Source organism: Marinobacter sp. bablab_jr008 (assembly GCF_016464145.1).
Classification (GTDB): Bacteria; Pseudomonadota; Gammaproteobacteria; order Pseudomonadales; family Oleiphilaceae; genus Marinobacter; species Marinobacter nauticus.
In genome coordinates this window covers 44,598-67,980 of sequence record NZ_JACDWW010000052.1, presented here as the reverse complement: position 1 = coordinate 67,980, position 23,383 = coordinate 44,598, and the positions used below count along the sequence as shown (strand labels likewise).

The 23,383-nt window shown below is 59.5% G+C and carries 24 protein-coding genes; 9 read left to right on the top strand and 15 right to left on the bottom strand.

Annotated elements, in window-relative coordinates:
* Window positions 1-94: 94 nt before the first annotated feature.
* The 6 genes from rodA to JIF53_RS06630 all read right to left on the bottom strand — a co-directional run bounded on the left by rodA (window position 95) and on the right by JIF53_RS06630 (window position 5,972).
* A complete protein-coding gene (gene rodA, locus JIF53_RS06655) occupies window positions 95-1,237 on the bottom strand; it encodes a rod shape-determining protein RodA (RefSeq protein WP_014420665.1) in 1,143 nt (380 codons plus the stop codon).
* On the bottom strand, window positions 1,237-3,135 hold the full coding sequence (gene mrdA / locus JIF53_RS06650; RefSeq protein WP_199452114.1) for a penicillin-binding protein 2: 1,899 nt from the start codon (window positions 3,133-3,135) through the stop codon (window positions 1,237-1,239). The genes rodA and mrdA overlap by 1 nt, the downstream gene beginning before the upstream one ends.
* Window positions 3,136-3,143: 8 nt before the next feature.
* The gene (gene rlmH, locus JIF53_RS06645) at window positions 3,144-3,614 is read right to left on the bottom strand and encodes a 23S rRNA (pseudouridine(1915)-N(3))-methyltransferase RlmH (RefSeq protein ID WP_153740876.1); all 471 of its coding nucleotides are present in this window, start codon (window positions 3,612-3,614) and stop codon (window positions 3,144-3,146) included.
* A 2-nt stretch (window positions 3,615-3,616) separates the two neighbouring features.
* Window positions 3,617-3,967 (bottom strand): ribosome silencing factor, encoded by a 351-nt coding sequence (gene rsfS / locus JIF53_RS06640; RefSeq protein ID WP_011785874.1) that lies wholly within the window; start codon window positions 3,965-3,967, stop codon window positions 3,617-3,619.
* Between the two features lie 93 nt (window positions 3,968-4,060).
* The gene (nadD, locus tag JIF53_RS06635; RefSeq protein WP_153740875.1) at window positions 4,061-4,711 is read right to left on the bottom strand and encodes a nicotinate-nucleotide adenylyltransferase; all 651 of its coding nucleotides are present in this window, start codon (window positions 4,709-4,711) and stop codon (window positions 4,061-4,063) included.
* A 4-nt stretch (window positions 4,712-4,715) separates the two neighbouring features.
* The gene (locus JIF53_RS06630; RefSeq protein ID WP_153740874.1) at window positions 4,716-5,972 is read right to left on the bottom strand and encodes a glutamate-5-semialdehyde dehydrogenase; all 1,257 of its coding nucleotides are present in this window, start codon (window positions 5,970-5,972) and stop codon (window positions 4,716-4,718) included.
* A 136-nt stretch (window positions 5,973-6,108) separates the two neighbouring features.
* On the opposite strand from JIF53_RS06630, the gene JIF53_RS06625 reads away from it, so the two are divergent.
* Genes JIF53_RS06625 through JIF53_RS06615 form a run of 3 tightly spaced genes read left to right on the top strand, consistent with a single transcriptional unit; the run spans window position 6,109 to window position 9,574 of the window.
* On the top strand, window positions 6,109-7,131 hold the full coding sequence (locus JIF53_RS06625) for a GGDEF domain-containing protein (protein ID WP_041656405.1): 1,023 nt from the start codon (window positions 6,109-6,111) through the stop codon (window positions 7,129-7,131).
* A complete protein-coding gene (locus tag JIF53_RS06620; protein ID WP_153740873.1) occupies window positions 7,128-8,126 on the top strand; it encodes a GGDEF domain-containing protein in 999 nt (332 codons plus the stop codon). Before JIF53_RS06625 ends, JIF53_RS06620 begins: the two co-directional genes overlap by 4 nt.
* On the top strand, window positions 8,123-9,574 hold the full coding sequence (locus tag JIF53_RS06615; protein WP_153740872.1) for a bifunctional DedA family/phosphatase PAP2 family protein: 1,452 nt from the start codon (window positions 8,123-8,125) through the stop codon (window positions 9,572-9,574). Before JIF53_RS06620 ends, JIF53_RS06615 begins: the two co-directional genes overlap by 4 nt.
* A gap of 3 nt (window positions 9,575-9,577) precedes the next feature.
* Here the strand turns inward: JIF53_RS06615 and JIF53_RS06610 are convergent, their stop codons facing one another.
* Together JIF53_RS06610 and JIF53_RS06605 are read right to left on the bottom strand one after the other, a co-directional pair.
* Window positions 9,578-10,159 (bottom strand): LON peptidase substrate-binding domain-containing protein, encoded by a 582-nt coding sequence (locus JIF53_RS06610; protein ID WP_011785880.1) that lies wholly within the window; start codon window positions 10,157-10,159, stop codon window positions 9,578-9,580.
* A gap of 44 nt (window positions 10,160-10,203) precedes the next feature.
* Entirely contained in the window at window positions 10,204-11,457 is a 1,254-nt protein-coding gene (locus tag JIF53_RS06605; protein WP_022991973.1) for an HDOD domain-containing protein, read from the bottom strand.
* Between the two features lie 153 nt (window positions 11,458-11,610).
* On the opposite strand from JIF53_RS06605, the gene ilvD reads away from it, so the two are divergent.
* Window positions 11,611-13,446, top strand: coding sequence for a dihydroxy-acid dehydratase (gene ilvD, locus JIF53_RS06600; RefSeq protein WP_199452113.1), 1,836 nt, complete (start codon window positions 11,611-11,613; stop codon window positions 13,444-13,446).
* Window positions 13,447-13,513: 67 nt separating this feature from the next.
* On the opposite strand, the gene JIF53_RS06595 is transcribed toward ilvD, so the two are convergent.
* Both JIF53_RS06595 and JIF53_RS06590 read right to left on the bottom strand, forming a co-directional pair.
* The gene (locus JIF53_RS06595; protein ID WP_022991974.1) at window positions 13,514-13,924 is read right to left on the bottom strand and encodes a peptidoglycan-binding domain-containing protein; all 411 of its coding nucleotides are present in this window, start codon (window positions 13,922-13,924) and stop codon (window positions 13,514-13,516) included.
* A gap of 107 nt (window positions 13,925-14,031) precedes the next feature.
* Window positions 14,032-15,123 (bottom strand): AI-2E family transporter, encoded by a 1,092-nt coding sequence (locus tag JIF53_RS06590; RefSeq protein WP_022991975.1) that lies wholly within the window; start codon window positions 15,121-15,123, stop codon window positions 14,032-14,034.
* Window positions 15,124-15,252: 129 nt separating this feature from the next.
* Between JIF53_RS06590 and JIF53_RS06585 the strand changes: the two genes are divergently transcribed.
* The 3 genes from JIF53_RS06585 to JIF53_RS06575 all read left to right on the top strand — a co-directional run bounded on the left by JIF53_RS06585 (window position 15,253) and on the right by JIF53_RS06575 (window position 16,972).
* Window positions 15,253-15,603 (top strand): hypothetical protein, encoded by a 351-nt coding sequence (locus JIF53_RS06585; protein ID WP_199452112.1) that lies wholly within the window; start codon window positions 15,253-15,255, stop codon window positions 15,601-15,603.
* Window positions 15,604-15,701: 98 nt separating this feature from the next.
* Window positions 15,702-15,950, top strand: coding sequence for a hypothetical protein (locus JIF53_RS06580; protein ID WP_011785886.1), 249 nt, complete (start codon window positions 15,702-15,704; stop codon window positions 15,948-15,950).
* Between the two features lie 122 nt (window positions 15,951-16,072).
* The gene (locus JIF53_RS06575; RefSeq protein ID WP_199452111.1) at window positions 16,073-16,972 is read left to right on the top strand and encodes a haloalkane dehalogenase; all 900 of its coding nucleotides are present in this window, start codon (window positions 16,073-16,075) and stop codon (window positions 16,970-16,972) included.
* 18 nt (window positions 16,973-16,990) lie between these two features.
* Here JIF53_RS06575 and JIF53_RS06570 read toward each other — a convergent pair whose 3' ends face one another.
* Window positions 16,991-17,779 carry an acyl-CoA thioesterase gene (locus JIF53_RS06570; RefSeq protein ID WP_199452110.1) on the bottom strand — a complete coding sequence of 263 codons (789 nt, stop codon included), beginning with the start codon at window positions 17,777-17,779 and terminating at the stop codon, window positions 16,991-16,993.
* Between the two features lie 198 nt (window positions 17,780-17,977).
* Between JIF53_RS06570 and JIF53_RS06565 the strand changes: the two genes are divergently transcribed.
* A complete protein-coding gene (locus tag JIF53_RS06565; protein ID WP_022991977.1) occupies window positions 17,978-19,504 on the top strand; it encodes a DEAD/DEAH box helicase in 1,527 nt (508 codons plus the stop codon).
* A 19-nt stretch (window positions 19,505-19,523) separates the two neighbouring features.
* Here JIF53_RS06565 and JIF53_RS06560 read toward each other — a convergent pair whose 3' ends face one another.
* Genes JIF53_RS06560 through JIF53_RS06545 form a run of 4 tightly spaced genes read right to left on the bottom strand, consistent with a single transcriptional unit; the run spans window position 19,524 to window position 22,486 of the window.
* Window positions 19,524-20,039 carry a dihydrofolate reductase gene (locus tag JIF53_RS06560; protein ID WP_014420650.1) on the bottom strand — a complete coding sequence of 172 codons (516 nt, stop codon included), beginning with the start codon at window positions 20,037-20,039 and terminating at the stop codon, window positions 19,524-19,526.
* A gap of 14 nt (window positions 20,040-20,053) precedes the next feature.
* On the bottom strand, window positions 20,054-20,893 hold the full coding sequence (locus tag JIF53_RS06555) for a thymidylate synthase (RefSeq protein ID WP_199452109.1): 840 nt from the start codon (window positions 20,891-20,893) through the stop codon (window positions 20,054-20,056).
* The gene (gene lgt, locus JIF53_RS06550) at window positions 20,890-21,678 is read right to left on the bottom strand and encodes a prolipoprotein diacylglyceryl transferase (protein WP_023011442.1); all 789 of its coding nucleotides are present in this window, start codon (window positions 21,676-21,678) and stop codon (window positions 20,890-20,892) included. Before lgt ends, JIF53_RS06555 begins: the two co-directional genes overlap by 4 nt.
* A 10-nt stretch (window positions 21,679-21,688) precedes the next feature.
* The gene (locus tag JIF53_RS06545; protein WP_199452108.1) at window positions 21,689-22,486 is read right to left on the bottom strand and encodes a sulfite exporter TauE/SafE family protein; all 798 of its coding nucleotides are present in this window, start codon (window positions 22,484-22,486) and stop codon (window positions 21,689-21,691) included.
* A 92-nt stretch (window positions 22,487-22,578) separates the two neighbouring features.
* Here JIF53_RS06545 and JIF53_RS06540 point away from each other — a divergent pair, with 92 nt between their 5' ends.
* On the top strand, window positions 22,579-23,352 hold the full coding sequence (locus JIF53_RS06540; protein WP_014420647.1) for an NRDE family protein: 774 nt from the start codon (window positions 22,579-22,581) through the stop codon (window positions 23,350-23,352).
* Window positions 23,353-23,383: the final 31 nt, after the last annotated feature.

The window sequence follows — 23,383 nt, the reverse complement described above, 5'->3', positions numbered from 1 at the left end:
AAAACCTATGTATTGATACCGCCATTACTGACCAGCAACATTGTAACGGGTTCCCTTGTGTATACACCATTACCGGGCAGCCATCATTACTGGTTCAGGCGGTGATCATCCGGCGATGGGTGTGAATCGACATCAGCACGCCGAACGCCGCCATCAAAGTGACACTTGAGGTGCCGCCATAGCTGATCAACGGCAAAGGCACACCGACCACTGGCAACAGGCCGCTCACCATTCCGATGTTGACGAAGATATAGATAAAGAACGTCATCGTCAGCGCTCCGGCCACCAACCGGCTGAAGGAGTCCTGGGCGGTAACCGAGATATAGAGACAACGCAGGATAATCAGGAAGTACACCGTCAACAGCAGCAACATACCGATAAAACCGAACTCCTCTGCCAGCACCGCGACAATAAAGTCGGTGTGGCTTTCCGGCAAAAACTCCAGGTGTGACTGGGTACCCTGCAACCAGCCCTTGCCCTCCATACCGCCGGAACCGATCGCGGTTTTCGACTGGATAATGTTCCAGCCGGCTCCGAGCGGATCACTCTGAGGGTCCAACAGCGTCAATACCCGCTGCTTTTGATATTCCCGCATGACGAAGAACCACATCAGCGGGGCAGAAACCGAGACCATGGCGAGGAACGCGGCAATCAACTTCCAGCTGATACCGGCAAAAAACACCACGAAAATGCCGGCCATGCCGACCAGCAGGGAGGTACCGAGATCCGGTTGCTGGATGATCAGGAACATCGGCAGCAGAACGATCACCAGCCCCGTCATCACCCTCGGGAAGGTCGGTGGCAGGTAATAGCGAGACAGATACCAGGCTGCCATCATCGGCACCACCAGCTTCATGAACTCGGAAGGCTGAAACCGGGGCAGGCCAGGCAACGCCAGCCAGCGTTGCGCCCCTTTGGCACCGACACCCACCAACAACACGGCGACCAGCCCGATCAGCCCCAAGCCGTAGAGCCAGGGCGCCCATCGGCGAAAGACCGCCGGATCCAACTGAGCGAATACGAACATCACCACAAAGGCAACGCCCAGGCGAATACCCTGTGCCTTGACCACATCAATATTCCGGTCAGCACCACTGTAAAGCACAAAAAGGCCGCCACCGACGAGCAACAACAGAAGCCCCAGGAGAATCGGGTCCAGATGCAACGCTGACCAGATACTGCGATTGCGCCCCAGATCGCTGCTAGTCTGAGTGCTCCACAATTTGCTACCGGCCATCAGTTATCTCCCCCGGCCGCTCTGGAATCGCTGATTACAGGTTCCGCCTGCTCCGCCGGAAACTCCTCCAGCCAGGCATCAAACAAGGCCCGGGCAACCGGAGCCGCGGCGCCGCTGCCACTGCCACCATTTTCAACGATAACCGCCACTGCGATCTTGGGGTCATCCGCTGGCGCAAACCCGACAAACAGCGCGTGGTCCCGAAGTCGTTCCCTTATCTGCTCTTCGTCGTACTCCTCATCCTGACCAAGACTGAATACCTGGGCCGTGCCCGTTTTTCCAGCCATTCGGTAGCTTGCGCCTCGACCAGCGCTTCGCCCCGTCCCCCTGGCACCGTGCATCACTTCTTCCATGGTATCGACGACATATTCCCAATCGTCAGGATCCTTCAGTTCAAGCTGCTCATGCGTCTGCTCCGGGAGGAATTCCTCCACTGGACTGTCGCCATGAACATCCTTAAGCAACCTGGGTTCAACCCAGGCTCCGCGATTGGCAATCAATGCTGTAGCCGTTGCCAGTTGCATGGGCGTTGCCAGCAAAAAACCCTGTCCAATGCTCATGTTGACTGAGTCTCCGGGATACCAGGGTTCATTTCTCACGGCCCTTTTCCAGTCTGCGGTCGGCAACAACCCGGTCAAAGCACCGGACACATCCAGGGTGGCATCCTCACCAAAGCCGAACCGGGCCAGATAGGAAGACATGACATCCACCCCCATATCAACGCCCACTGCGTAAAAGTAAACATCATTGGATCTCGCCATGGAGTACTTCAGATCCACCCAGCCATCGCCAGAGCGATTCCAGTTCCGAAAGCGCCTCCCGCCCTCACGTAGCTGGAAGTATCCCGGGTCCCAGATTCTACGGTCTTTATCCGTTGCTCCGCTGTCCAGCGCTGCAACAGCCATCATGGGCTTGATGGTCGACGCAGGGGGGTACTGGCCCCGGAGCGCCCTGTTAAACAATGGCTTATCAATACTCTGACTCAATTCGCGATAATCATTGACGCTGATACCGGTCACAAACTTATTGGCATCAAAACCGGGCACACTGGCAAGCGCCAGAATCCCGCCGGTCTTGGGCTCGATAGCAATGATCGCACCTCGCCTGCCCTCCATCAGCTCATGCGCCCGGCGCTGGAGCCGCAAATCAAGATGGAGCTGGAGATCTTCGCCCGGAACAGGATTTACTCGCTCAAGCACCCGCAAGATCCGGCCGCGGGCGTTGGTTTCTACATGCTGGTAGCCCACCTGACCGTGAAGCGCCTCCTCGTAGAAACGTTCAATCCCGGATTTGCCGATGTAGTTGGTCCCCGCGTAATTGACCGGATCGATACGCTGGAGTTCGTCGCGATTGATACGGCCGACAAACCCCAGGGCATGGGCGGTCAGCTCGCTATGGGGATAGTAGCGAACCAGTTCGGCCTCAACTTCCACCCCCGGAAACTGATGTCGGTGCACTGCCATGCGGGCAATTTCGGCTTCGTCGAGATCGTAACTCAAGGGGATCGCCTGGAACGGACGCCGCGGCTCCCGCAGTCGGCGCTCGAACCGTTCCAGATCTTCATCGGCAATACTCAGAATGTCGCTCAGGCGCTCCAGGGTTGCGTCCATATCGCCAACGCGCTCCGGCACCACCGTCAGGCTGAATACCGGGCGATTCTCCGCCAGCAGAACGTTATTCCGGTCGTACACCAGACCTCGGGGTGGCGGTACCGACTGTACCTGAACCCGGTTTTTGTCAGACAGTGTGGTATAGATCTCGTGCTCAACGATCTGTAACTGGTACATCCGCGCCAGCAACCCGGTCATCAGCACCAGGACGAATACCAGCATCACCATGGCCCGGCGCTGGAACAGCCGGCGCTCCGCTGCGGTATTTTTCAGTTCGCCCCAGACCATGTCTGTTCCTAGGCCCGGTGGTAAGGGTGGTTACGGGTGATGGTCCAGGCCCGGTAGAGTTGCTCAGCCAAGAGGATTCTCACCAGAGGGTGGGGCAAGGTAAGAGGCGACAGTGACCATTGCTGATCCGCCCGCTGTCGACAGGCATCCGCCAGGCCGTCGGGGCCGCCGACCAGAAAAGCGACATCCCGGCCCTCCTGTTGCCAGTTTTCCAGCTGTGAGGCGAGTTTTTCCGTTGACCAGGGGCGCCCACCCACCTCCAGAGCCACCACGCGGTCACGGGTGCCTGCTGCAGACAGGATCGCGTCGCTTTCCCGCTGCATCAGCCGGGAGATGTCGGGATTTTTGCCCCGGTGGGCCATGGGGATTTCAGTCAGTTCAAGGGGCAACTCGGGCGGCATCCGGCGAGCGTAGTCGTTGTAACCCGCAGTGACCCAGTCGGGCATTTTCTGCCCCACACAGATCAGACGCAGGCGCATGACTACTCGCTGCCCGCAGCACCGAGATCCGGAGCATCACGCCAGAAGCGCTCCAGATCGTAGAACTCCCGGGTAGCAGGCATCATCACGTGAACAACCACGTCACCCAGATCAACCAGGATCCAGTCACTGCCGCCTTCACCTTCAACGTTGGATGCACGTACACCCTGCTCTTTGGCCTCGATCACCACCGAATCCGCGAGGGATTTCACATGTCGGTTGGAGGTACCGGATGCCAGAACCATAAAATCGGTCACGCTGGTGCGGTCGCGAACATCAATCACACTGATGTCCTGAGCCTTGATATTTTCCAGTGCGTTAACGACCAGATCTTTCAGTTGTTCAGCCTGCATAATTACCCTGTAGTACGGGTACTGGCCGGTATGGCCACCCGATCAATGATATTCAGACGCGATTGTAGCATCAAAGACGCCTGTGAATAACTCCTATTGGCCTTCAACGGGCCGGGCACCGTAGAGCCCCCAGGCGCGGATACTCCGGCAGACGTCATCCGGGGTGAGGTAGCGTGGCGACCGACCCGCTGCGATACGCCGTCGAATACCCGTGGCGGAAATGTCCAGCAACGGCGGCGCCAGCTCCAGTACCAGGCCCGCCGGCCGCGAATGCAGCTCCGACGCTGAACCCACACAGCGCTCTGCCACCAGCTGCGCTGCCTCGCTGCCCACCGGCAGTTCCGAGCCGGGGCGGCGCACTACCACGATATGGGCAAGCCCGGGGATCTCCTGCCACTCGCGCCAGCGGTCAAACGATGAGAAGGCATCGGTACCGACCACCATCACCAGAGGGCAATCCGGCCCCAGCTCGGCCCGAAGCTGGCGCAGTGTATCGGCAGTGTATGAGGCTCCGCCCCGGTGCACCTCTTGTTCGTCCAGCGCCAGCGCGGGCTCGCCAGCGATGGCCTGCCGGATCATCTCCAGACGCTGCGCTGAACTGGCTCCGGTGCTACCCCGATGCGGCGGGATATGGCTGGGCACCAGATGCACCTGGCTCACCTCCAGCGCCTCGGATACTTCCAGTGCCAGCCGGAGGTGACCGTGGTGAATCGGGTCAAAGGTGCCGCCGTAGATCACATGCATGGTGTCAGGTCCGGATATGGCCGTCACCGAACACCACGTACTTCTGTGAGGTAAGCCCTTCCAGACCGACCGGCCCACGGGCATGGATCTTATCGGTGGAAATACCAATCTCAGCGCCCAGGCCATACTCGAAGCCATCGGCAAATCGGGTTGAGGCATTGACCATGACAGAACTGGAATCCACCTCCGTCAGGAACCGACGGGCACGGGTGTAGTTTTCGGTGATAATGCTGTCGGTGTGCTGGGAGCTGTAGCGATTGATATGCTCAATGGCACCATCCAGTCCGTCAACCACCTTCACCGCCAGAATGGGGGCAAGGTATTCCGCGTGCCAGTCTTCCTCAGTGGCTTCGACAATATCTCCTAGAATGGCACAGGTGCGCCGGCACCCCCGCAACTCCACGGTTTTGCTTCGGAACTGTTCCGCCAGCAGCGGCAACAAGTCCTCCGCCACCTCGTCATCAACCAGCAGGGTTTCCATGGTATTGCAGGTCCCGTAACGCTGGGTTTTGGCATTAACCGCTACCTTCAGCGCCTTCTCCGGGTCGGCATGGCTGTCGATGTAAACATGACACACACCATCCAGATGCTTGATTACCGGCACGCGGGCGTCCCGACTGATACGCTCGATCAGGCCCTTACCGCCGCGAGGAACAATCACATCCACGAACTGAGGCATGGTAATCAGCTCACCCACAGCGGCCCTGTCGGTAGTGCTGACCACCTGGACTGCAGTTTCCGGCAACCCCGCCTCGCTCAGACCCTGTTTGAGACAACGGGCAATGGCCTGGTTGGAGTGGATCGCCTCGGAGCCGCCGCGCAGAATGGTCGCGTTGCCGGATTTCAGGCACAGACTGGCAGCCTCGACCGTGACATTGGGCCGCGACTCGTAAATGATACCGATTACCCCCAGCGGCACCCGCATCTTGCCTACCTGAATACCCGACGGGCGATAGGTCATATCGGTAATCACACCCACCGGGTCCGGGAGCGCAGCCACCTGGCGCAAACCCTCAATCATGGCATCGATGCGCTGAGAGGTAAGCTCCAGGCGATCCAGCATGGCACTGTCGAGTCCGTTTTCCCGGCCACGCTCCAGATCCTTGCTGTTAGCCGTGGCAAGCTCGGATCTGGCGGCGTCCAGGGCGGCGGCGGTGGCCAGAAGTGCCTGATTCCGCACGGCAGTGGAGGACCGGGCGACTTCCCGGGAAGCGGTCCTGGCCTGCTGGCCGAGCTCCGTCATGTAGGCTGCTACATCCATTGATTTACCCTTAATTCTGCAAGCTGATTCCAAAACGGGAGGGTTACTTTACCTTTCCCGTTTCAAGTCCGCACCCCAAACGACTATTATAGCGCTGCACAGGTTCAAATGGATGCGCCAGCAAAGGACAGACTCAATGCCCCAAACCGCCGAAAAATTTCTTCCCGGCAAGTTTTCCCGCAGCGGGTTTATTGCCTTTGGCCTGACCACCGGGTTCTGTCTGTTCATGGGGGAACTGCTGGCGGCAGTGGCAGCGGCAGCTGCAGCTGGTCTTTGCCTGGCGGGCACCCATCAGGGCAAAGCACATCAAAACGCCCCCTGGCCACAATTACGGGCATTCTTTCTGACAGCCCTCGTTCTGGCTCTGGCATCGGCCATCTGGCTGGGTCCCTGGCCACTCAGCCACTGGCTCTATGCCCTGCCGCTGGTACTGTTCGCCATGGCGCCGGTCTACCTGGCAGCCATTGTTACTGTCATCTTCATTTTCCTGGTGCTGGCCGGAACCCAGTGGGCGATAGCCCTCCCGGACCGGCACCAGATGATGACAGCACTGGTACTGACCACGCTCCTCGGGGCCATTCTGGTGTTCATGCGCGAGTACAAATCCCGGCAGCTTGCGCCCCTGCGCCGTACCGATGAGCTTACCCAGGCAGCCAGCCGGGAATACCTGTCAGCCGACCTGCACAAGGAAATACAGCGCAGCGAGCGGGAAGGCACCAACATGTCGGTGATGATGATCGGGCTGGATACTCACCTGAGCGACGTCGATCCGGACGAAGACATTCGCGCGATTCTGCCACGCATCGGCCGCTACCTGCACTCTCAGCTTCGGGATTTCGATACCTATTACCGGGTGGCCGACCTTCAGTTTCTTGTGATTCTCCCCGGCGCCAATACTGCCGAGGCAGCCCGCACTGCAGAACAGGTTCGCCGCGGCCTGTGCACGCTGATGGATTCGCACGGCCTTAAGCTTACGGTCAGTACCGGCGTGGCCGGGCTCAATATCGGCGACGATGCCGACAGCCTGCAACAGAGCGTTGCCAACGCCCTGCGGCGCGCCCAACAGCAGGGCGGTAACCGGACCCAGACCTACAGCAACCCGGTACCCCCAGAGGCCAGCGGACTGACTGAACCTTCCGGCAGGGAGGCAACGCAATGACCGAGACCCGACTCCGAACCTGGACCCACGCCTTTGGCTACGGCCTGGCGGCGCTGTTCACCGCCGCGCTGGCACTGCAGAACCTGCGTTACGGCTTTTACCAGCTGTTCTATCTGGCCCTGGCCATGACCGCCTTACTGGTTGCCGGCCTGGTCTATACCTGGCTATGCCGTCGCCAGCAGCTCTCCGCGCCCGGCCACCTGGTCATTCTCGCCGGCCTTAACAGTGGTCTGGTTGCAGCGGTACTGACAATGGATGCCCCGGGCATCAGCCACTGGGCCATGCCTTTGCTTTCGCTGAACCTGCTGATTTTGCCCCTGCGGCATGGACTAATGCTCTCAGCGATGCTGCTGGTGCCGGTGCTGGCTGTCACCTGGCTGTCGACATCCATAGACACTGCCCTGATGACGACAGCCGGCCTTATGGCACTGCTGGCAGTTACAGCCCTGTATATCTGGCACTACGACCATATGGCGCAATCGGCCCAGGATCTTGCCATTACCGACCCCGCCACCGGAGCCCATAACGCCCGTTTACTGGATGAGACACTGCAGAAGGAAATCAGTCGTGCCATTGCCACCGGCCACCCATTGTCGGTCGTCAGCCTGAACATCGACCATGCCGACGAAATTCACGACCTGCACGGCAAGGCCGGCCTGCAAACGCTGCTACGCGACGTTACAGGTACCCTGTTTGAAATCATCCGGGCCGGGGATTCGCTCTACAGCATCAACGGCTCGGAGTTTTTCCTGATCCTGCCGTTTACGCCGGAGGAAGGGGTCCGGGTCATCGCAGAGCGCATTCGCAGAACCCTCAGCGAACATGACTGGGCCCAGGTTGGCAAGATCTCGGTCAGCCTCGGCTGCACCACCCGGGGCAACGGCGACACCAGCACTCATTCATTGCGTGACCGCGCCGTCACCGCCATGCTCGAAGCCCGGAAGCGGGGTGCGGATTCTGCCTGGTTCAGCCCGGGAGAGCCCGTCAAGGCATGACCGCGACCTGGCTCACCGACGTTACTTCCTGGGTCGCCGCCAATCCGGGCTGGCTGATTGCCGCCCTGTTCCTGACCGCGCTGATAGAATCGCTGGCGGTGGCCGGCATCATCGTGCCCGGAGTGGCTTTACTGTTCGCATTTGCCGCGCTCGCCGGCAAGAGCGGCCTGCCCCTGTCCGACGCCCTGCTGTGGGCCGGCCTTGGCGCCGTGGCGGGGGATGCGATCAGCTTCGCCATCGGCCGCCTGTTCAAGGGGCGCCTGAATACCGTCTGGCCATTCAGTCGATACCCGGGGCTCATTGCCCGCGGAGAGAGCTTTTTTCGCGCCCACGGAGGAAAAAGCGTGGTCATCGGCCGTTTCGTTGGGCCGATACGCCCGGTCATTCCACTGATTGCCGGTGCGCTGACCATGTCCTGGCAGCGCTTTCTCACCTTCAATCTGCTATCAGCCACGGGCTGGGCCCTGGTGTATATCCTGCCGGGATTTTTCGTAGGCTCGGCTATGGGCAGCGAGATCAAACCCCCACCCCATTTCTATCTGGTACTTGCGATCAGTGGTGCGGCGCTGGTGGTTGTCTATCTGATTGTTTTGCGGATTCGGCTCGGCGTTGGTGAAGGGAGCTTGCTCTATCAATGGCTGGAATCCCGGATGAGTCAATACGACGCAACACACCGGTTCTGGCGTCTGTACAGCAGCGAGCGGCCGGCTCAGCAGGGGGAATTTCCTCTGCCCTCACTGCTAATGACGGCCACCTCGCTCGCATTGTTTCTTGGGCTGGCACAGTTGGTCGGAGTCAGTGATGAGCTGGCCTTTATGAACCAGCAAGTGCTGCAATGGTTCGGCGCTCTGCGCCAACCCCTGCTGGATCTTCCGATGGTAGCGTTCACCTTGCTGGGAGATCCCCCGGTCCTGTTCGCTGCCGCCGTGTTTGCCGTTCTGTTGCTGGCGTTCCGGGGCTACTACGCAGCCGCCATTCATATTGCCACTGCAGCAGCCATCACCGGGATCAGCGTTTGGCTGCTGAAAGCAGGTATCGGCATCAGCCGGCCAGATCAGGTGCTCTCGGCACCAAGCTCCGGCGCTTACCCCAGTGGGCATACGGCCGGTATGACCGTGCTGGTTACCCTGGCAGCCAGCTTCGTCGCGGGCGAAAACCGCAAACACCAGCGCTGGCAACATTACCTGTTTCTGTCACTACCCTTGCTGCCGGTAGCCCTGAGCCGACTGTATCTCGGCGTGCACTGGTTCACGGATGTGCTTGGAGGCCTGTTTCTGGGGCTCGCGATCACCGGTGCGACACGGGCCAGTTACAGCCGATATGACAGGGTGGCGCTGAGCCCGGACAGCTTGACCTGGGCCGCCGGAATCGGCTGGCTGGCTTTCGTGGCCATGTACATGATGGGTAACTGGGAAACTGCCGTGGTGAGTTACGCACCCCAGCTATAACCGTCAGCCGCCCTGTTCCAGCGCTTCCAGCAGCTGTTGCAGTCGGTCAAGCCGTTCAAGCGGATCCTGTAATTCCGCCAGCCGCTGTTTTTCCTGCTTATCCAGCGGCAGCAATTCGGTCAGCCTCCAGCCAATATGGCGGGCATCGTCATAATCCACATCCATTTCCAGATCCTTGACCACCGGATGCCGGAACAGTGCCCGCAAAACCGAGGGCAACTCATGGTAGCGTTCCGGCACGTCACTCTCGGCCTCGGCAATCAGGCACTCCACATCGCCGACATTGAGACCATCCTCCTGCTGCCAGCTACGGATGACGGAAACCTTGTAATCGCCCTCAACGGTGATACCCAGCAAACCGTTATCCAGTTGCTGGAAGTCAATGATCCGGACGTAGGTGCCGATGTCGTAGAACGAGGCCCGGGCTTCGGTCTCGGCCCCTTCCCGCAACAAAACCACCACAAAGCCGCGATCCTCCTTCAGGCAGCGGGTGAGCATGTCGATATAACGGGGTTCAAACAGCTGCAGGGGGATTCGCCCCCCGGGCAGGATGATTGAATTCAATGGAAACAGCGGTACGTTCATAAGTTTTTCAGTCACTACCGGCCAGGCTCCTGCTGCGGCTTGGTCTATCGAATCGAAAGAAGCTTCTGCACTTCATCCACCCGTTCCCGGGCCTCACTCAGCAGTTGCAGACTTCTGGAAGCATTCAGTTCCAGCTCGCCCAGCCGGCGCCATGCCGGCACCTGATCAAAGGCTGGAAGCCCCTCATTCTGGCTGGAGCCAATCATCGAATGCAGTTGGGCAACAATCACCACATCAACCAGTTGGGGCGCAGTTTCCCGGCACTCATGATGCCAGTCTTCCGCATGGCGCACCGCCTCCACGAAGGCTTTCGGGAACGCCCAGTTCTCAAGTACCGCGCACCCGACATCGGCGCGGAGTTCGTCGATGGCATGGTGCAGGTTTCTGTCATCGGCGAACAGATTGACGTGGTGCTCGGCCTGCACCAGCACAGGAACCACACCGATATCATGCAGTAACCCCGCCAGTAAGGCTTCCTCAGGATCAATGCGTGTGGCGTGGTCCGCCAGCACCCAGCACAGCGCTGCCACCTCCCGGGAATGGCGCCATAGCTGCTCCATTTCTTTCTGCAATGCCGCCCGACGGGTCTTGAACACCTCGCGCATGGCGAACACCGTCACTAATTGCCGGGTGGTACGCATGCCCAGCCGAACCACAGCCTCACGCACATTGCGGACATCGCTGAAACCGCGATAGAGCGGACTGTTGCAGGAACGTACCAGCTTGGCCGCCATGGCCGGGTCTGCCGACACCGCGGAAGCGACCTCGGTGGCCGACGAGTCCTCCCGGTCCACCACCCGCCGGACTTTCCAGGCCACATCCGGCACACTCGGCAACTGGACTTGATTGGACCGCAGCTCAGAGTAGAACTCCATCAACAGATGGTGCTCTTCGCTCTGGTCTTCGTCGTGATCCGACGAGTCCATTTCCACCTGGGAAATGGGCGCCGCCCGCAGCATCTGGTTCAGCACTTCCTGCTCGATCACCAGAAACTCGCAGGGTTTGACCGCAGTAACGTCATACATCCGGGGCTGCAGGCGGGCTACTGGATTGAGGGCTTTGTCGGTCTCAGCCTCAATGGTCGACTTACGACCATCAACCGATTGCAGCTCCACGGCGCCGGAAATCAGAAAATAATCCAGCCCATCCCGAACGCCCCGTTCCATGACCCTCTGCCCTGGTCCATGGGTTCTGCGCTCAGCCCGGCTGGCCAACAGCACAAGCTGATCGTCAGTCAGACGGCCCAAAGGCTGAAAACTTTTAAGACGACGTAACGGCAGGCTTTCCTGGCCGCCCATAGGCAGACTCCCCTGAACTGCTGGATAAAAAACGGGCATTACATGTTACGTATTGTAATCACCACTCGGGAAAACAGCCATGCGAGCGGCGTCGAATCTGTTATCCTCTGGTCTTTAACTTTATCCGATAACCTAGGGAGAGAACCGCCTACCATGCCCCAGTATCGTTCCCACACCTCTACTGCCGGCCGCAATATGGCCGGTGCCCGCGCCCTCTGGCGTGCCACCGGCATGAAGAACGAGGACTTCGGCAAACCCATCATCGCCGTTGCCAACTCCTTCACCCAGTTTGTGCCCGGGCACGTTCACCTGAAAGACCTGGGCCAGCTGGTTTGCCGCGAGATCGAAGCGGCCGGCGGTGTTGCCAAAGAGTTCAACACCATTGCTGTGGATGATGGTATCGCCATGGGACACGATGGCATGCTTTACTCCCTGCCGTCGCGGGAAATCATCGCCGACTCGGTGGAATACATGGCCAACGCCCACTGCGCCGATGCGCTGGTGTGCATCTCCAATTGCGACAAGATTACCCCGGGCATGCTAATGGCCGCCATGCGCCTGAACGTTCCCACCATTTTTGTTTCCGGCGGCCCGATGGAAGCCGGAAAAACCAAGCTTTCTGAACACAAGCTCGACCTGGTGGATGCCATGGTCATCGCCGCCGATCCAACGGCGACCGATGAGATGGTCGAGGAATACGAACGCAGCGCCTGCCCTACGTGCGGTTCCTGCTCCGGCATGTTCACCGCCAATTCCATGAACTGTCTGACCGAAGCCATCGGCCTGGCCCTGCCCGGTAATGGCTCCATGCTGGCCACCCATGCCGACCGGGAACAGCTGTTCCTGAAAGCCGGTCGCCAGATTGTGGAGAATGCCAAACGCTATTACGAGCAGAACGATGCCAGCGTTCTGCCGCGCAGCATCGCCTCCGTGGAAGCATTCGAGAACGCCATGACCATGGACATTGCCATGGGCGGCTCCACCAACACCATCCTGCACCTGTTGGCTGCGGCCCAGGAGGGCGGTATTGAATTCTCCATGGCCGATATCGATCGCTTGTCCCGCAAGGTTCCGCAGCTGTGTAAGGTTGCTCCCAACTCCCCCAAGTACCACATGGAAGACGTGCACCGCGCCGGCGGCATCATGGGCATTCTGGGTGAACTGGAGCGCGGCGGTCTGATCAACGTCGACCTGCCCACGGCTCACAGCAAAACCATGCGTGAAGCCCTGGAAACCTGGGACATCATGCGCTCGCCAACACCCGAAGTGATCGAATTCTACAAAGCCGGCCCCGCCGGTATTCCGACTCAGACAGCCTTCAGCCAGAGCACCCGCTGGCCAAGCCTCGATGGCGACCGTGAAGACGGCTGCATCCGCTCCGTGGAACACGCTTATTCTTCAGAAGGCGGTCTGGCGGTACTGTATGGCAATATCGCCCAGGATGGCTGCGTGGTGAAAACCGCGGGCGTTGATGAAAGCATCTACGTCTTCGAGGGCAAGGCCCGGGTCTTCGAAAGCCAGGATTCCGCCGTGGCCGGCATTCTGGGTGACGAGGTCAAGGCCGGTGATGTGGTGATCATTCGGTACGAAGGGCCCAAAGGCGGTCCAGGAATGCAGGAAATGCTCTACCCGACCAGCTACCTGAAATCCAAGGGGCTGGGCAAGGACTGTGCACTGCTGACCGATGGCCGGTTCTCCGGCGGCACTTCAGGACTCTCCATCGGCCATGCTTCGCCGGAAGCTGCTGCCGGTGGCGCGATTGGTCTGATTGAGGATGGCGATACCATTCTGATCGACATCCCCAACAGATCTATCAATGTTCAGGTCAGTAAGGAAGAACTGGCACAGCGACGGGAAGCACGCGACGCCAGGGGCTGGAAACCGGAGTTACCGAGGGACCGGAAGGTATCCGCCGCCCTCAAAGCCTACGCACTGCTGGCCACCAGTGCCGATAAAGGTGCGGTTCGGGATTTGAGCAAGCTGGACTGAATCTGGACCACAAAAAAGCCCGCAAAGTGTTTGCCTTGCGGGCTTTTTTTTATCCGGGGACTGGCGTTTACCAGAGCGACCAGCCACCATCTTCGTCTTCTTCGATGGTGTCTTCGGCAGAAGACTCGGTCTCAGCTGGAGCCGGTTCTGCCGGTGCCGCCTGCGCAGTTGCCGCCGGCGCAGACTGGCCCGCATCAGCGGCCGCCTGCTGCACGGTGATCAGCCCCAGAGCACGCTCGGTTTCCTCGTTCAGAATACCGGTTGCCTCAAGGCCGTTGTCTTTCTGGAAGCGGGTCAGTTCCGCCCTGGTCTTGTCATCCATGCTCGGGCTGACATTGGTGATGTCGTAACCGGCGCCATAAAGCGCGTGCTTGAGCGCGACCACTTCATTGGCCTGGGCAACGGGTGCCAGACCCAGCAGGGCGACCGTTCCGACCGCCAGCGCCGTCCTGCCGATGTGACGGGTGACTGTTTTCATGGTTCTCACCTGATCTACTCCTGGATATCTCTGTGACATCTGCTGTTCTGTTTTTATAGTGTGGCGCCTTCCTCTACGTATCAGCGCTTCCTAGACCATAACATAATTTAATCTTCGCGGGCCGGACCATTCTCGGGATTTGCAGGATCGGCATAGTGATACTGGCCAAATTCACGGATAAAAATGCCCCAGAACGCCATGAAAAGCGCCGCCACCAGCGGACCCATGACAAAACCATTGATGCCGAACATAACAATGCCGCCCAGGGTGGACAAAAGCACGAGATAGTCCGGCATTTTGGTGTCCCGCCCTACCAGCACAGGCCGGAGCAGGTTATCCGCCAGACCAATCACCACCACCCCATAGGCGGTCAGAATGATGGCCGGCACAATGTCCCCCACGGCAGCCAGATAGATGGCCGCCGGCACCCAGACAATCGCAGCCCCGACGGCTGGCAGCAATGAGACGATGGCCATGACCACCCCCCACAGCAAGGCTCCGGTAATGCCAAGTATCCAGAAGATTATGCCACCAAGCGCACCCTGAATGATGGCGATCAGCAGGTTACCCTTGACCGTGGCACGGGTGACTTCCGCGAATTTGGCAAACAACAGGCGCTCACGCTCATCACCCAACGGCAAGGCGCGAATCATCAGCTCTATCAGTTTCTGGCCATCACGGATCAGGAAAAAGGCCAGGTAAACCATCAGAGCCAGCCCCAGAAAGAACTGAAAGGTGTTCTGCCCTATGCCCAGGGCCTGCTTGGCCAGAAACTGACTCCCCCCCAGAAAGGCATTAACGGCGCGGTCCCTCAGATCCGCAAAGTTGATGTCAAACTGGGCCAGAAAGGCCTGGATGGCAGGAAACGACTGGTTAACCTGATCAATGTATTCCCCCGGCCGTATCTCTCCGGCCTGGATCTTCTGGTAGATCCCCATACCTTCCGCGATCAGCGCCGCGCCCAGTACCAGCACCGGAATCACCACGATCACCATACACACGAACAGTGTAATCAGGGCGTTTAGTGTCGGCCGGTCGCCCAGTCTCCGTACCAGCAACTGCTGCACCGGATGGAAAATAAGAGCAATGGCCACCGCCCAGAAGATCGGGCCAAAGAACGGCTTCATCAACAGAATGAACGCAAGCGACACACCGAGCAGCATCGCCAGAAAAGTCCGTGTTTCAAGTTTTGCGTACATAGTTAAACAATTCCTGTCCAGAACATGCCCACCGGGCCGATAGGGAAAGCAGACTACCACGATAGCGTGGCCAGTGTAGCGGGGTTCGCGTTATAGTGGTCGGTTATCGATCAGCCAACAATACAGGTTATGTGGTTGGAAGCAGACAACTTTACCGTGGAGAGCGCGCTGGAGGCGGCACTGGAACTGCAGAAAGTGCTGGCAGCCCGAACCCATCGTCGCAAGGTGATGGGCCAGGAGGTACTCGTGCCCGGCCAGTTGGGCGAGGCCCTGCACCTGCCCAGAACCATCAGCCGCCTGCGTGGCAAGCAGCAACGGTTGCGAGATCGTGGCCTGGAGGATTTCCAGGAGCTCTGGCCCACGCTGTCTGAATACACTCGCCAACGGGTTCTGGACGGACTTGGCTGGTACGACCCCAAGCAACTCGACTGGGAGGACAAGCGCTCCAACCGCCGGCCGTTGGTCGATCCTGACGCCTGATACGTATAACTGCGGAAGTCGAAGTGCGGGGCCCAGGCCCGGACTGACTTTGAAATGTCACACTTCGCCCTTACTGTGATCTGATCAGGAGGATAACTATGACAGACAATAACCATTACACTGCCATCCTGGCCCAGGGGAGCGCCGTGCCCACCCTGTTATGCGGGCATTGCCATTCCATTCTCTCCCGCGCCAGAATTTTCCGTAACCAGGGCGACGCCCACCAAGCCATAGAGTGCAACACCATCGGCCTGTGCTCCGCGGACGATTGCGGCGCGGTGAACTGCTGCGACGAGGCTCTGGCCCAGGTGGAAAACCCCGAACGCCTGTTTGACATCGCATCCTGATTCAAACTGGCAACGCTCTGTTACGCAACTCAAACACACAAAATTCCCATCTGATTTATCCTGACCTTCGACGATTGTCGTACCGATAATCACGCAACCACTCAGTCAGGACAGTCGATGGCATGCGTATTCTGAGAACCGACGAAGCCCGCTTCGCAGGCCTCCCGGATTACCCCTTTTCAGCACACTATCTGGATGTTGAGCCAGGTCTTCGGATGCACTATGTGGACGAAGGGCCAGCCCACGCAGACCCAGTGGTGATGCTTCACGGGGAGCCATCCTGGTCCTATCTCTACCGGCACATGATTCCGCTTGTCGCCGAAGCGGGCCACCGGGTTCTGGCGCCCGATCTGATTGGTTTTGGCAAGTCCGACAAACCCGCCGATGTCAGCGACTACAGTTATGACAGCCACATGCGCTGGCTGACCCACTGGCTTGAAACACTGGACCTGACCAACGTCACGCTGGTGTGTCAGAACTGGGGCTCACTGCTGGGATTAAGGCTGGCGGCAGAGCATCACCGCCGGTTCAGCCGGATCATTGTCGGCAACGGCATGCTGCCAACGGGGGACACCCGGGTGCCGGCCGTCTTCAGACTCTGGAAGGCGTTTGCCAGCCATAGCCCATGGTTTCCAATAGGGCGGATCGTCCAGCTTGGTACCGAGCGATCACTCAGCCCGGCCGAAATAGCCGCCTACGAGGCGCCCTTTCCGACACCGGGTTACAAAGCCGGAGCCCGGGCTTTCCCGGCACTGGTGCCAACGTCGCCCAGCGACCCGGCCAGTGCCGCCAACCGGGAAGCCTGGCGCGTGCTGGAAAAATGGCGCAAACCCTTTATCACCTGCTTCAGCAACGGCGACCCGATTACCCGGGGTGGCGACCGTTACATGCAGCGGCGAATCCCCGGAGCCTTCGGCCAGCCCCATATCACCCTCAACGGCGGACACTTCCTGCAGGAAGATTCTCCCCAACAGTTTGCCCGGGTCATTCTGGACGCGCTCAAAGCCGAGATAGCGGCCTGATAACCAGACCCGCCCGACTCAACCGAAGACTGTAACCGTCTGCCGGCTCAGGGCTACCAGTTCACCGGCCGGAGTCCAGATACCAGCGTGAGTGTGACCATATCCGGCGCCAGCCTGGTCGATGGTTGCCCGGTACAACAGCCAGTCATCCGGCTTCATGGCAGGCCGGGGATGGGCAATCTCCAGTGCCCAGCTCAGGGAACTGGCTGGGGCCGGCCCCTTGAGATGCGGCAACAGCGCCGGTGGCCAGGCATCAACCAGAGCAACAATGTGGGCGTCGGTCATAGTCTCTGGGGCTTCCCGGAACTTCATCCAGCCCCCCATTTCGCGCCCGCCCTTACCGGAGAATGGCATATGGCCAAACGCCCAGCGCATTTCGATATGCCGGGTAAACTCCGGCGTCACTTTCGGGATATACGGAAGTGACTGACATTGCTCTGCCGCAACCGCTTCCGGTGCCGACGTCGGTGCCACCCGGACAGCAGACTCACGGTCGCCCCCGAAACTGGCAAGACAGACAAGGCGTGGCTCGCCATTCTGAACGATCCGTCCCTGGACCTGGGATACTGCCTTTCCTTCACGCAGAACTTCGGCCTCAACACGGGCCGGCACATCCGCCTCTACGGGGCCGACAAAAGACACCTGAAGGGCCCGCATGGCGCGATCATCCGCCACCTTTGATGCCATCACCTCAAACACCAGGGCCGCTACCAGGCCGCCGAACGTTGCACGTCCCTGGCCCCAGTCTGACGGTATCACCACTTCGCCGTTATTCCGGACATCACCGAGAAGGTCATCGAACGTCATTTGTTTTAGATCCTGTTCATTAGCCTGCAAACCGGTAAGACTGCACCACTTACCGAAGCCTGACAATAGGCCGGCCCCGGCAACTACCTATCGATTGCCTGGCAATAGTCGTATAAAAACCACCCCAAACAGACTATAATGCGCCAAAATCATGCATTGCCTGTGCAGTGCGATACCCTCCGAATACCGAGTACATTCATGTCAGAATTGTCTTTTGCCGAACTGGGGCTGGATCCAGCAGTACTGGAAGCCGTCTCCGCCGTTGGCTATGAAACCCCGTCGCCCATCCAGGCGCAATCCATCCCTGCTCTGCTGGCCGGCAACCATCTGTTGGGCGTTGCCCAGACAGGTACCGGCAAGACCGCAGCCTTTGCCCTGCCATTGCTGAGCCGGATTGATGCGAACGTGGCCGAGCCACAGATTCTGGTACTGGCCCCTACCCGGGAGCTGGCGATTCAGGTCGCGGAAGCGTTTACCACCTACGCCAGCAAGTTCCGCAATTTTCATGTTCTGCCAATTTACGGTGGCCAGGATTTCTCACCACAGATTCGCGGCCTGAAGCGTGGCGCCCAGGTTATTGTGGGCACACCTGGCCGCATGCTCGACCATCTGCGCAAGGGCACCCTGAAGCTGGACGGCCTGAAGGCACTGGTACTGGACGAAGCCGACGAAATGCTGCGCATGGGCTTCATTGATGACGTGGAAGCCATCCTGGCGAAGACGCCGGACACCTGCCAGCGCGCGCTCTTCTCGGCCACCATGCCGCCACAGATCAAGAAGGTTGCGCAGACTTACCTGAAAAACGCTACCGAAGTAAGAATCGAGAGCGAAACCCGCACGGTGGAACGCATAGCTCAGTTTGTGCTGCCGGTCTACGCCGAGCGCAAGCTGGATGCGCTGACCCGCATTCTGGAAGTTGAGCCATTTGACGCCTCGATCATTTTCGTGCGCACCAAGGCCGAAACCACCATGCTGGCAGAGAAGCTGTCCGCACGCGGCCACGCTGTGGCGCCCCTGAGCGGCGACCTGAACCAGCGTCAGCGCGAACAGACCGTTGAAGATCTCAAGCGTGGCAAAAAAGATATCATCATTGCCACCGATGTCGCCGCCCGTGGTCTGGACGTGCCCCGGATTACTCACGTTATCAACTACGATGTGCCCTACGACACCGAGGCCTACATCCACCGGGTTGGCCGTACCGGCCGTGCCGGTCGCACCGGCAAGGCTATCCTGCTGGTGACTCCGCGTGAGCGCAGCTGGCTGCGCACTCTGGAGCGGGCCACCAACTCCCCGATGGAACCGTACCAGCTGCCGTCACCTGCCGCCCTGCAGAAAATGCGGGTAGAACAGTTTGAGGCGCAGCTGCTGGGCTTCACCGACGATCCTCGCGCCGCCAAGGCCATCGCCCTGTTGGACGAGATCGCCGAACGTAACGACATGGACATGGCCGCCATCGCTGGCGCCATGGCCTGCCTGCTGGAAGCCTCCCAGCCGGATTCTCTGCCACTGGAACAGCCGGAAGCACTGCCCGAGATTTCCGCCGCGCCTCGCCGGGATCGCAAAGGCCCGCCTCCGGGCAAAGGCGGCTTCCGCAAAGGCGGCCCTGGCAAGAAGTTCAGCAAGGATGGCAAACCCGGCTTCCGCAAGAGCGGGCCGAAAGGTGGCAAGCCCGCCGGCAAGGGCGGCAAACCTGCAGGAAAAGGCCCCAAGCGCGCGCCGCGCTGAGGCCTGATTGGCTAGCCGGTCATTCTGACCGGCTACGCTGGTATACGACAAAGCTGTAGTCGTAAGGATTGTTGTCAGACGCAGAAAAATCTTCGCGCCCGATCTCTTCCCACTCGTCCCAGTTCACTTCCGGAAAGAAGGCATCTCCGTCCACCTCTGCGTGCACCTGAGTGATGTATATCCGGTCAACCATTGGCAGCGCTTCAGCATAGATCTGGCCTCCGCCAATAATCATCACCTCATCACCACCTTCAAGCTCCGCCTGGGCCTCCGCTTTCACCAACGCTTCGTTCAGCGACGCTGCGGCAACGGTTCCGGCTGGCGCCTGCCATTCCGGATTTCTGGAAATCACCACGTTCATCCGCCCGGGTAAGGGCCGGCCGATGGAGTCCCAGGTCTTTCTGCCCATGATAATGGGCTTGCCCATGGTGGCCTGCTTGAAGTAGCGCAGATCACCGGGCAGATACCAGGGCAGCTTGTTATTCCGGCCGATCACCCGGTTTCGGGCCATAGCTACGATGAGGGCCTTGCGCATAACGGGTTCCTTGGTCAAATCGCTATAGGGGCTTTGATCACGGGGTACGGGTCGTAACCTTCGAACTCGAAATCTTCCAGCTCGTAGTCGAAGATGGATTCCGGTTTACGCTTGATGACCAGCTTCGGCAACGCGCGGGGCTCACGCCTGAGCTGTTCGAATACGATGTCGTCCGTCAGGTGATTCCGGTACAAGTGGCAATCACCAAACGTGTGCACGAACTCGCCCACCCCCAGATCACACTGCTGCGCAATCATATGGGTCAACAAGGCATAGGACGCAATATTGAAGGGCACACCCAGGAAAAGATCGGCGCTGCGCTGATAGAGCTGGCAAGACAACTTGCCGTCGGCGACATAGAACTGAAACAGACAGTGGCAAGGCGCCAGGGCCATGCGCCCCTCCCGCACGTTATCCTGCGGGCTGATGGACTCGTCCGGCAGCTCAGCCGGATTCCAGGCGGAGACAATCAGGCGTCGGGAGTTGGGCTTGGTGCGAATCTGCTCGATCACCTCGCTGATCTGGTCAATCACGCGGCCGTCGTGGCATTGCCAGCTGCGCCACTGCTTGCCGTAGATCGGCCCCAGATCGCCGTTTTCCAGCGCCCACTCATTCCAGATGCTGACTTTGCGTTCCGCCAGCCAAGTGTTGTCGGTGGAGCCCTTGAGGAACCACAGCAGCTCATAAATGATGCTGCGCAGGTGAACCTTCTTGGTCGTCACCAGCGGGAATCCGTCCTGCAGATTGAAACGCATCTGGCGACCGAACACCGAGCGGGTGCCCACGCCGGTGCGATCACCTTTGTCGAATCCGTTGTCGACAACATCCTGCATCAGGTCGAGGTAGGCTTTCATTGGGCGTTTCTCCGGTAAGCAAGGAACATCAGGGCGGCGCCGGCGGCGATCATGGGTGTAGAGAGCACCTGCCCCATCGTAAGCCAGTCAAAGGCCAGGTAACCCAACTGGGGATCTGGCTGACGAACGAACTCCACCAGGAACCGGAAGATGCCGTAGCAGACCAGAAACAGGCCGGACACCGCCATTTTCGGACGGGGCCTCGAGGAGAACCACCAGAGAATCACGAACAGGGCCACCCCTTCCAGCGCAAACTGATATAACTGCGACGGGTGCCTGGCAAGGCTGTCTGGCGCCTGCGGAAAGACCATGCCCCAGGCTACGTCTGTCGGTTTGCCCCAGAGTTCGCCGTTTATGAAATTTCCGATTCGCCCGGCACCCAGCCCAACCGGGACCAAGGGCGCGACAAAATCGGCAATTTTCCAGAACCCGGCTCCGGTTTTTCGGCCATACCACCACATGGCCAGCATTACCCCCAGCAACCCGCCATGGAAAGACATACCGCCTTCCCAGACCCGGAGCAACCAGAGCGGGTCCGCTATAAAGGCATCGAAGTTGTAAAACACTACATAGCCAAAGCGGCCACCGAGGATCACACCCAGGGCCATATAGAACAGCAGATCACCCACCTGCTCTTCCTGCAGTGGCGACCAGGGCTTGCGGGACCGAAGACGGCCCAGCCACCAGCCGGCGGCAAACCCGACCAGATAGGTCAGGCCATACCAGTGAATTTTCAACGGCCCAAGGGCGATCGCCACCGGGTCAAACTGTGGATGTTGCAGCATGAATGCTCTCTCAGCTCAGAAGAAACCGTAAACCAACCAGAACCAGCATAATGGCAAAGATGCGTTTGAGCAGGCGCCCATCCAGACGATGGGCCAGCCCGGCGCCGATGCGTGCAAAGAACACACTGGTGGCGACCACACCCACCAACGCCGGCAGGTAGATAAAACCAAGACTCAGCTCGGGCAGATGGGGATCCTGCCAGCCGGTCCAGATATTGGCCAGGGCGCCCGCAATTGCAATCGGGAAGCCGCAGGCCGCCGAAGTCGCCACCGCCTGCTGCATTTTGACGTTGCACCAGCTTAAATAGGGCACGGTCAGGGTGCCGCCACCAATACCGAAGATAGCCGACGCCCAGCCAATGATGCCGCCGGCAGCACCCAGCCCGGTGGTGCCCGGAACGTCCCGCCCCGGCTTCGGATTGACCTCGAGGATCATCTTCAGTGCCACCAGAATGACAAACACCCCGATAATGGTTTCCAGCACCGGGCCGCTCAGCATCGCCGCGGTCCAGGCACCAAGCACGGCACCGACCACAATACCAACGGTCATGGGGCGAAACAGATCCCAGCGCACCGCGCCATGCTGGTGGTGTGTGCGGATGGAACTGATGGAGGTGAACACAATGGTGGCCAACGACGTACCGACGGCAAGGTGGGCAGCAATCTCCGGGCTGATGCCCTGTAGCCCGAAACTGAAGATCAGCACCGGCACAATCACCAGCCCGCCACCAATGCCAAACAGACCGGCCATGGTGCCCGCCAGTGCGCCCAATAAAAGATACAGTACGATGATGCCTATCATGCTCATGGTTACAGACCACCCCGGCTCAGATCAGGCTGGTATGATACGCAGGAATGCCAGCAACTTCAGCCCACGCATCCAAGGAATTCCGTTCACCCATGTGCCTAATTGCTTTTGCCATCGGCCAGAACCCCCGCTTTCCCCTGGTGGTTGCTGCCAACCGGGATGAATTCTTCCGCCGTCCCACGGCCGCCATGGACTGGTGGCAGGCCGACAGCGGTCAGCATCTGCTGGCCGGGAGAGACCTGGCTTCTGGCGGCACCTGGCTGGCCATCAGCGCGAACGGTCAGGTTGCCGCTGTCACCAATGTGCGGGAGGGTAGCCCGGAAACCGGTCGCTCCAGCCGCGGCGAGCTGCCCGTTCGTGCCCTGGCTGAACCCGCCAGCGTATTGGGCGCTGCTCTGAACAGCGAACCCGATCGGTACGCCGGATTTAACCTGGTGTCTCTGACAGAACGCGGCGGCTGGTATTACAGCAACCGCGACGCGCACCCGGGGCGCCAACTCTTCCGAGGCAGCTTTGGTCTTAGCAATCATCTTTTACAGACACCCTGGCCGAAACTGCTGCGCCTGAGAAAGGCCTTTGCCACCGTGGTTGAAGCTGCGAGCCACCGTACCGAGGACTTGCACAACCAACTCCTGCCTTTGCTTCAGGACACCAGCCCGGCGCCCGACGCCATGCTTCCCGATACTGGCGTAGGCATTGAGACCGAACGATTTCTATCGTCACCGTTCATTGTCGGCAGTGACTACGGCACACGGGCCACTACCATCGTCACACTGGACGCACAGGGCGAAGTCAGGGTGACAGAACAATCCTGGGGACCCAATGCCCAGGCCCTGGAAAAACGGCAGTTCAGCTGGCAGCGATAGCAAACCGACTCTGTTATAATCCGCGCAATTT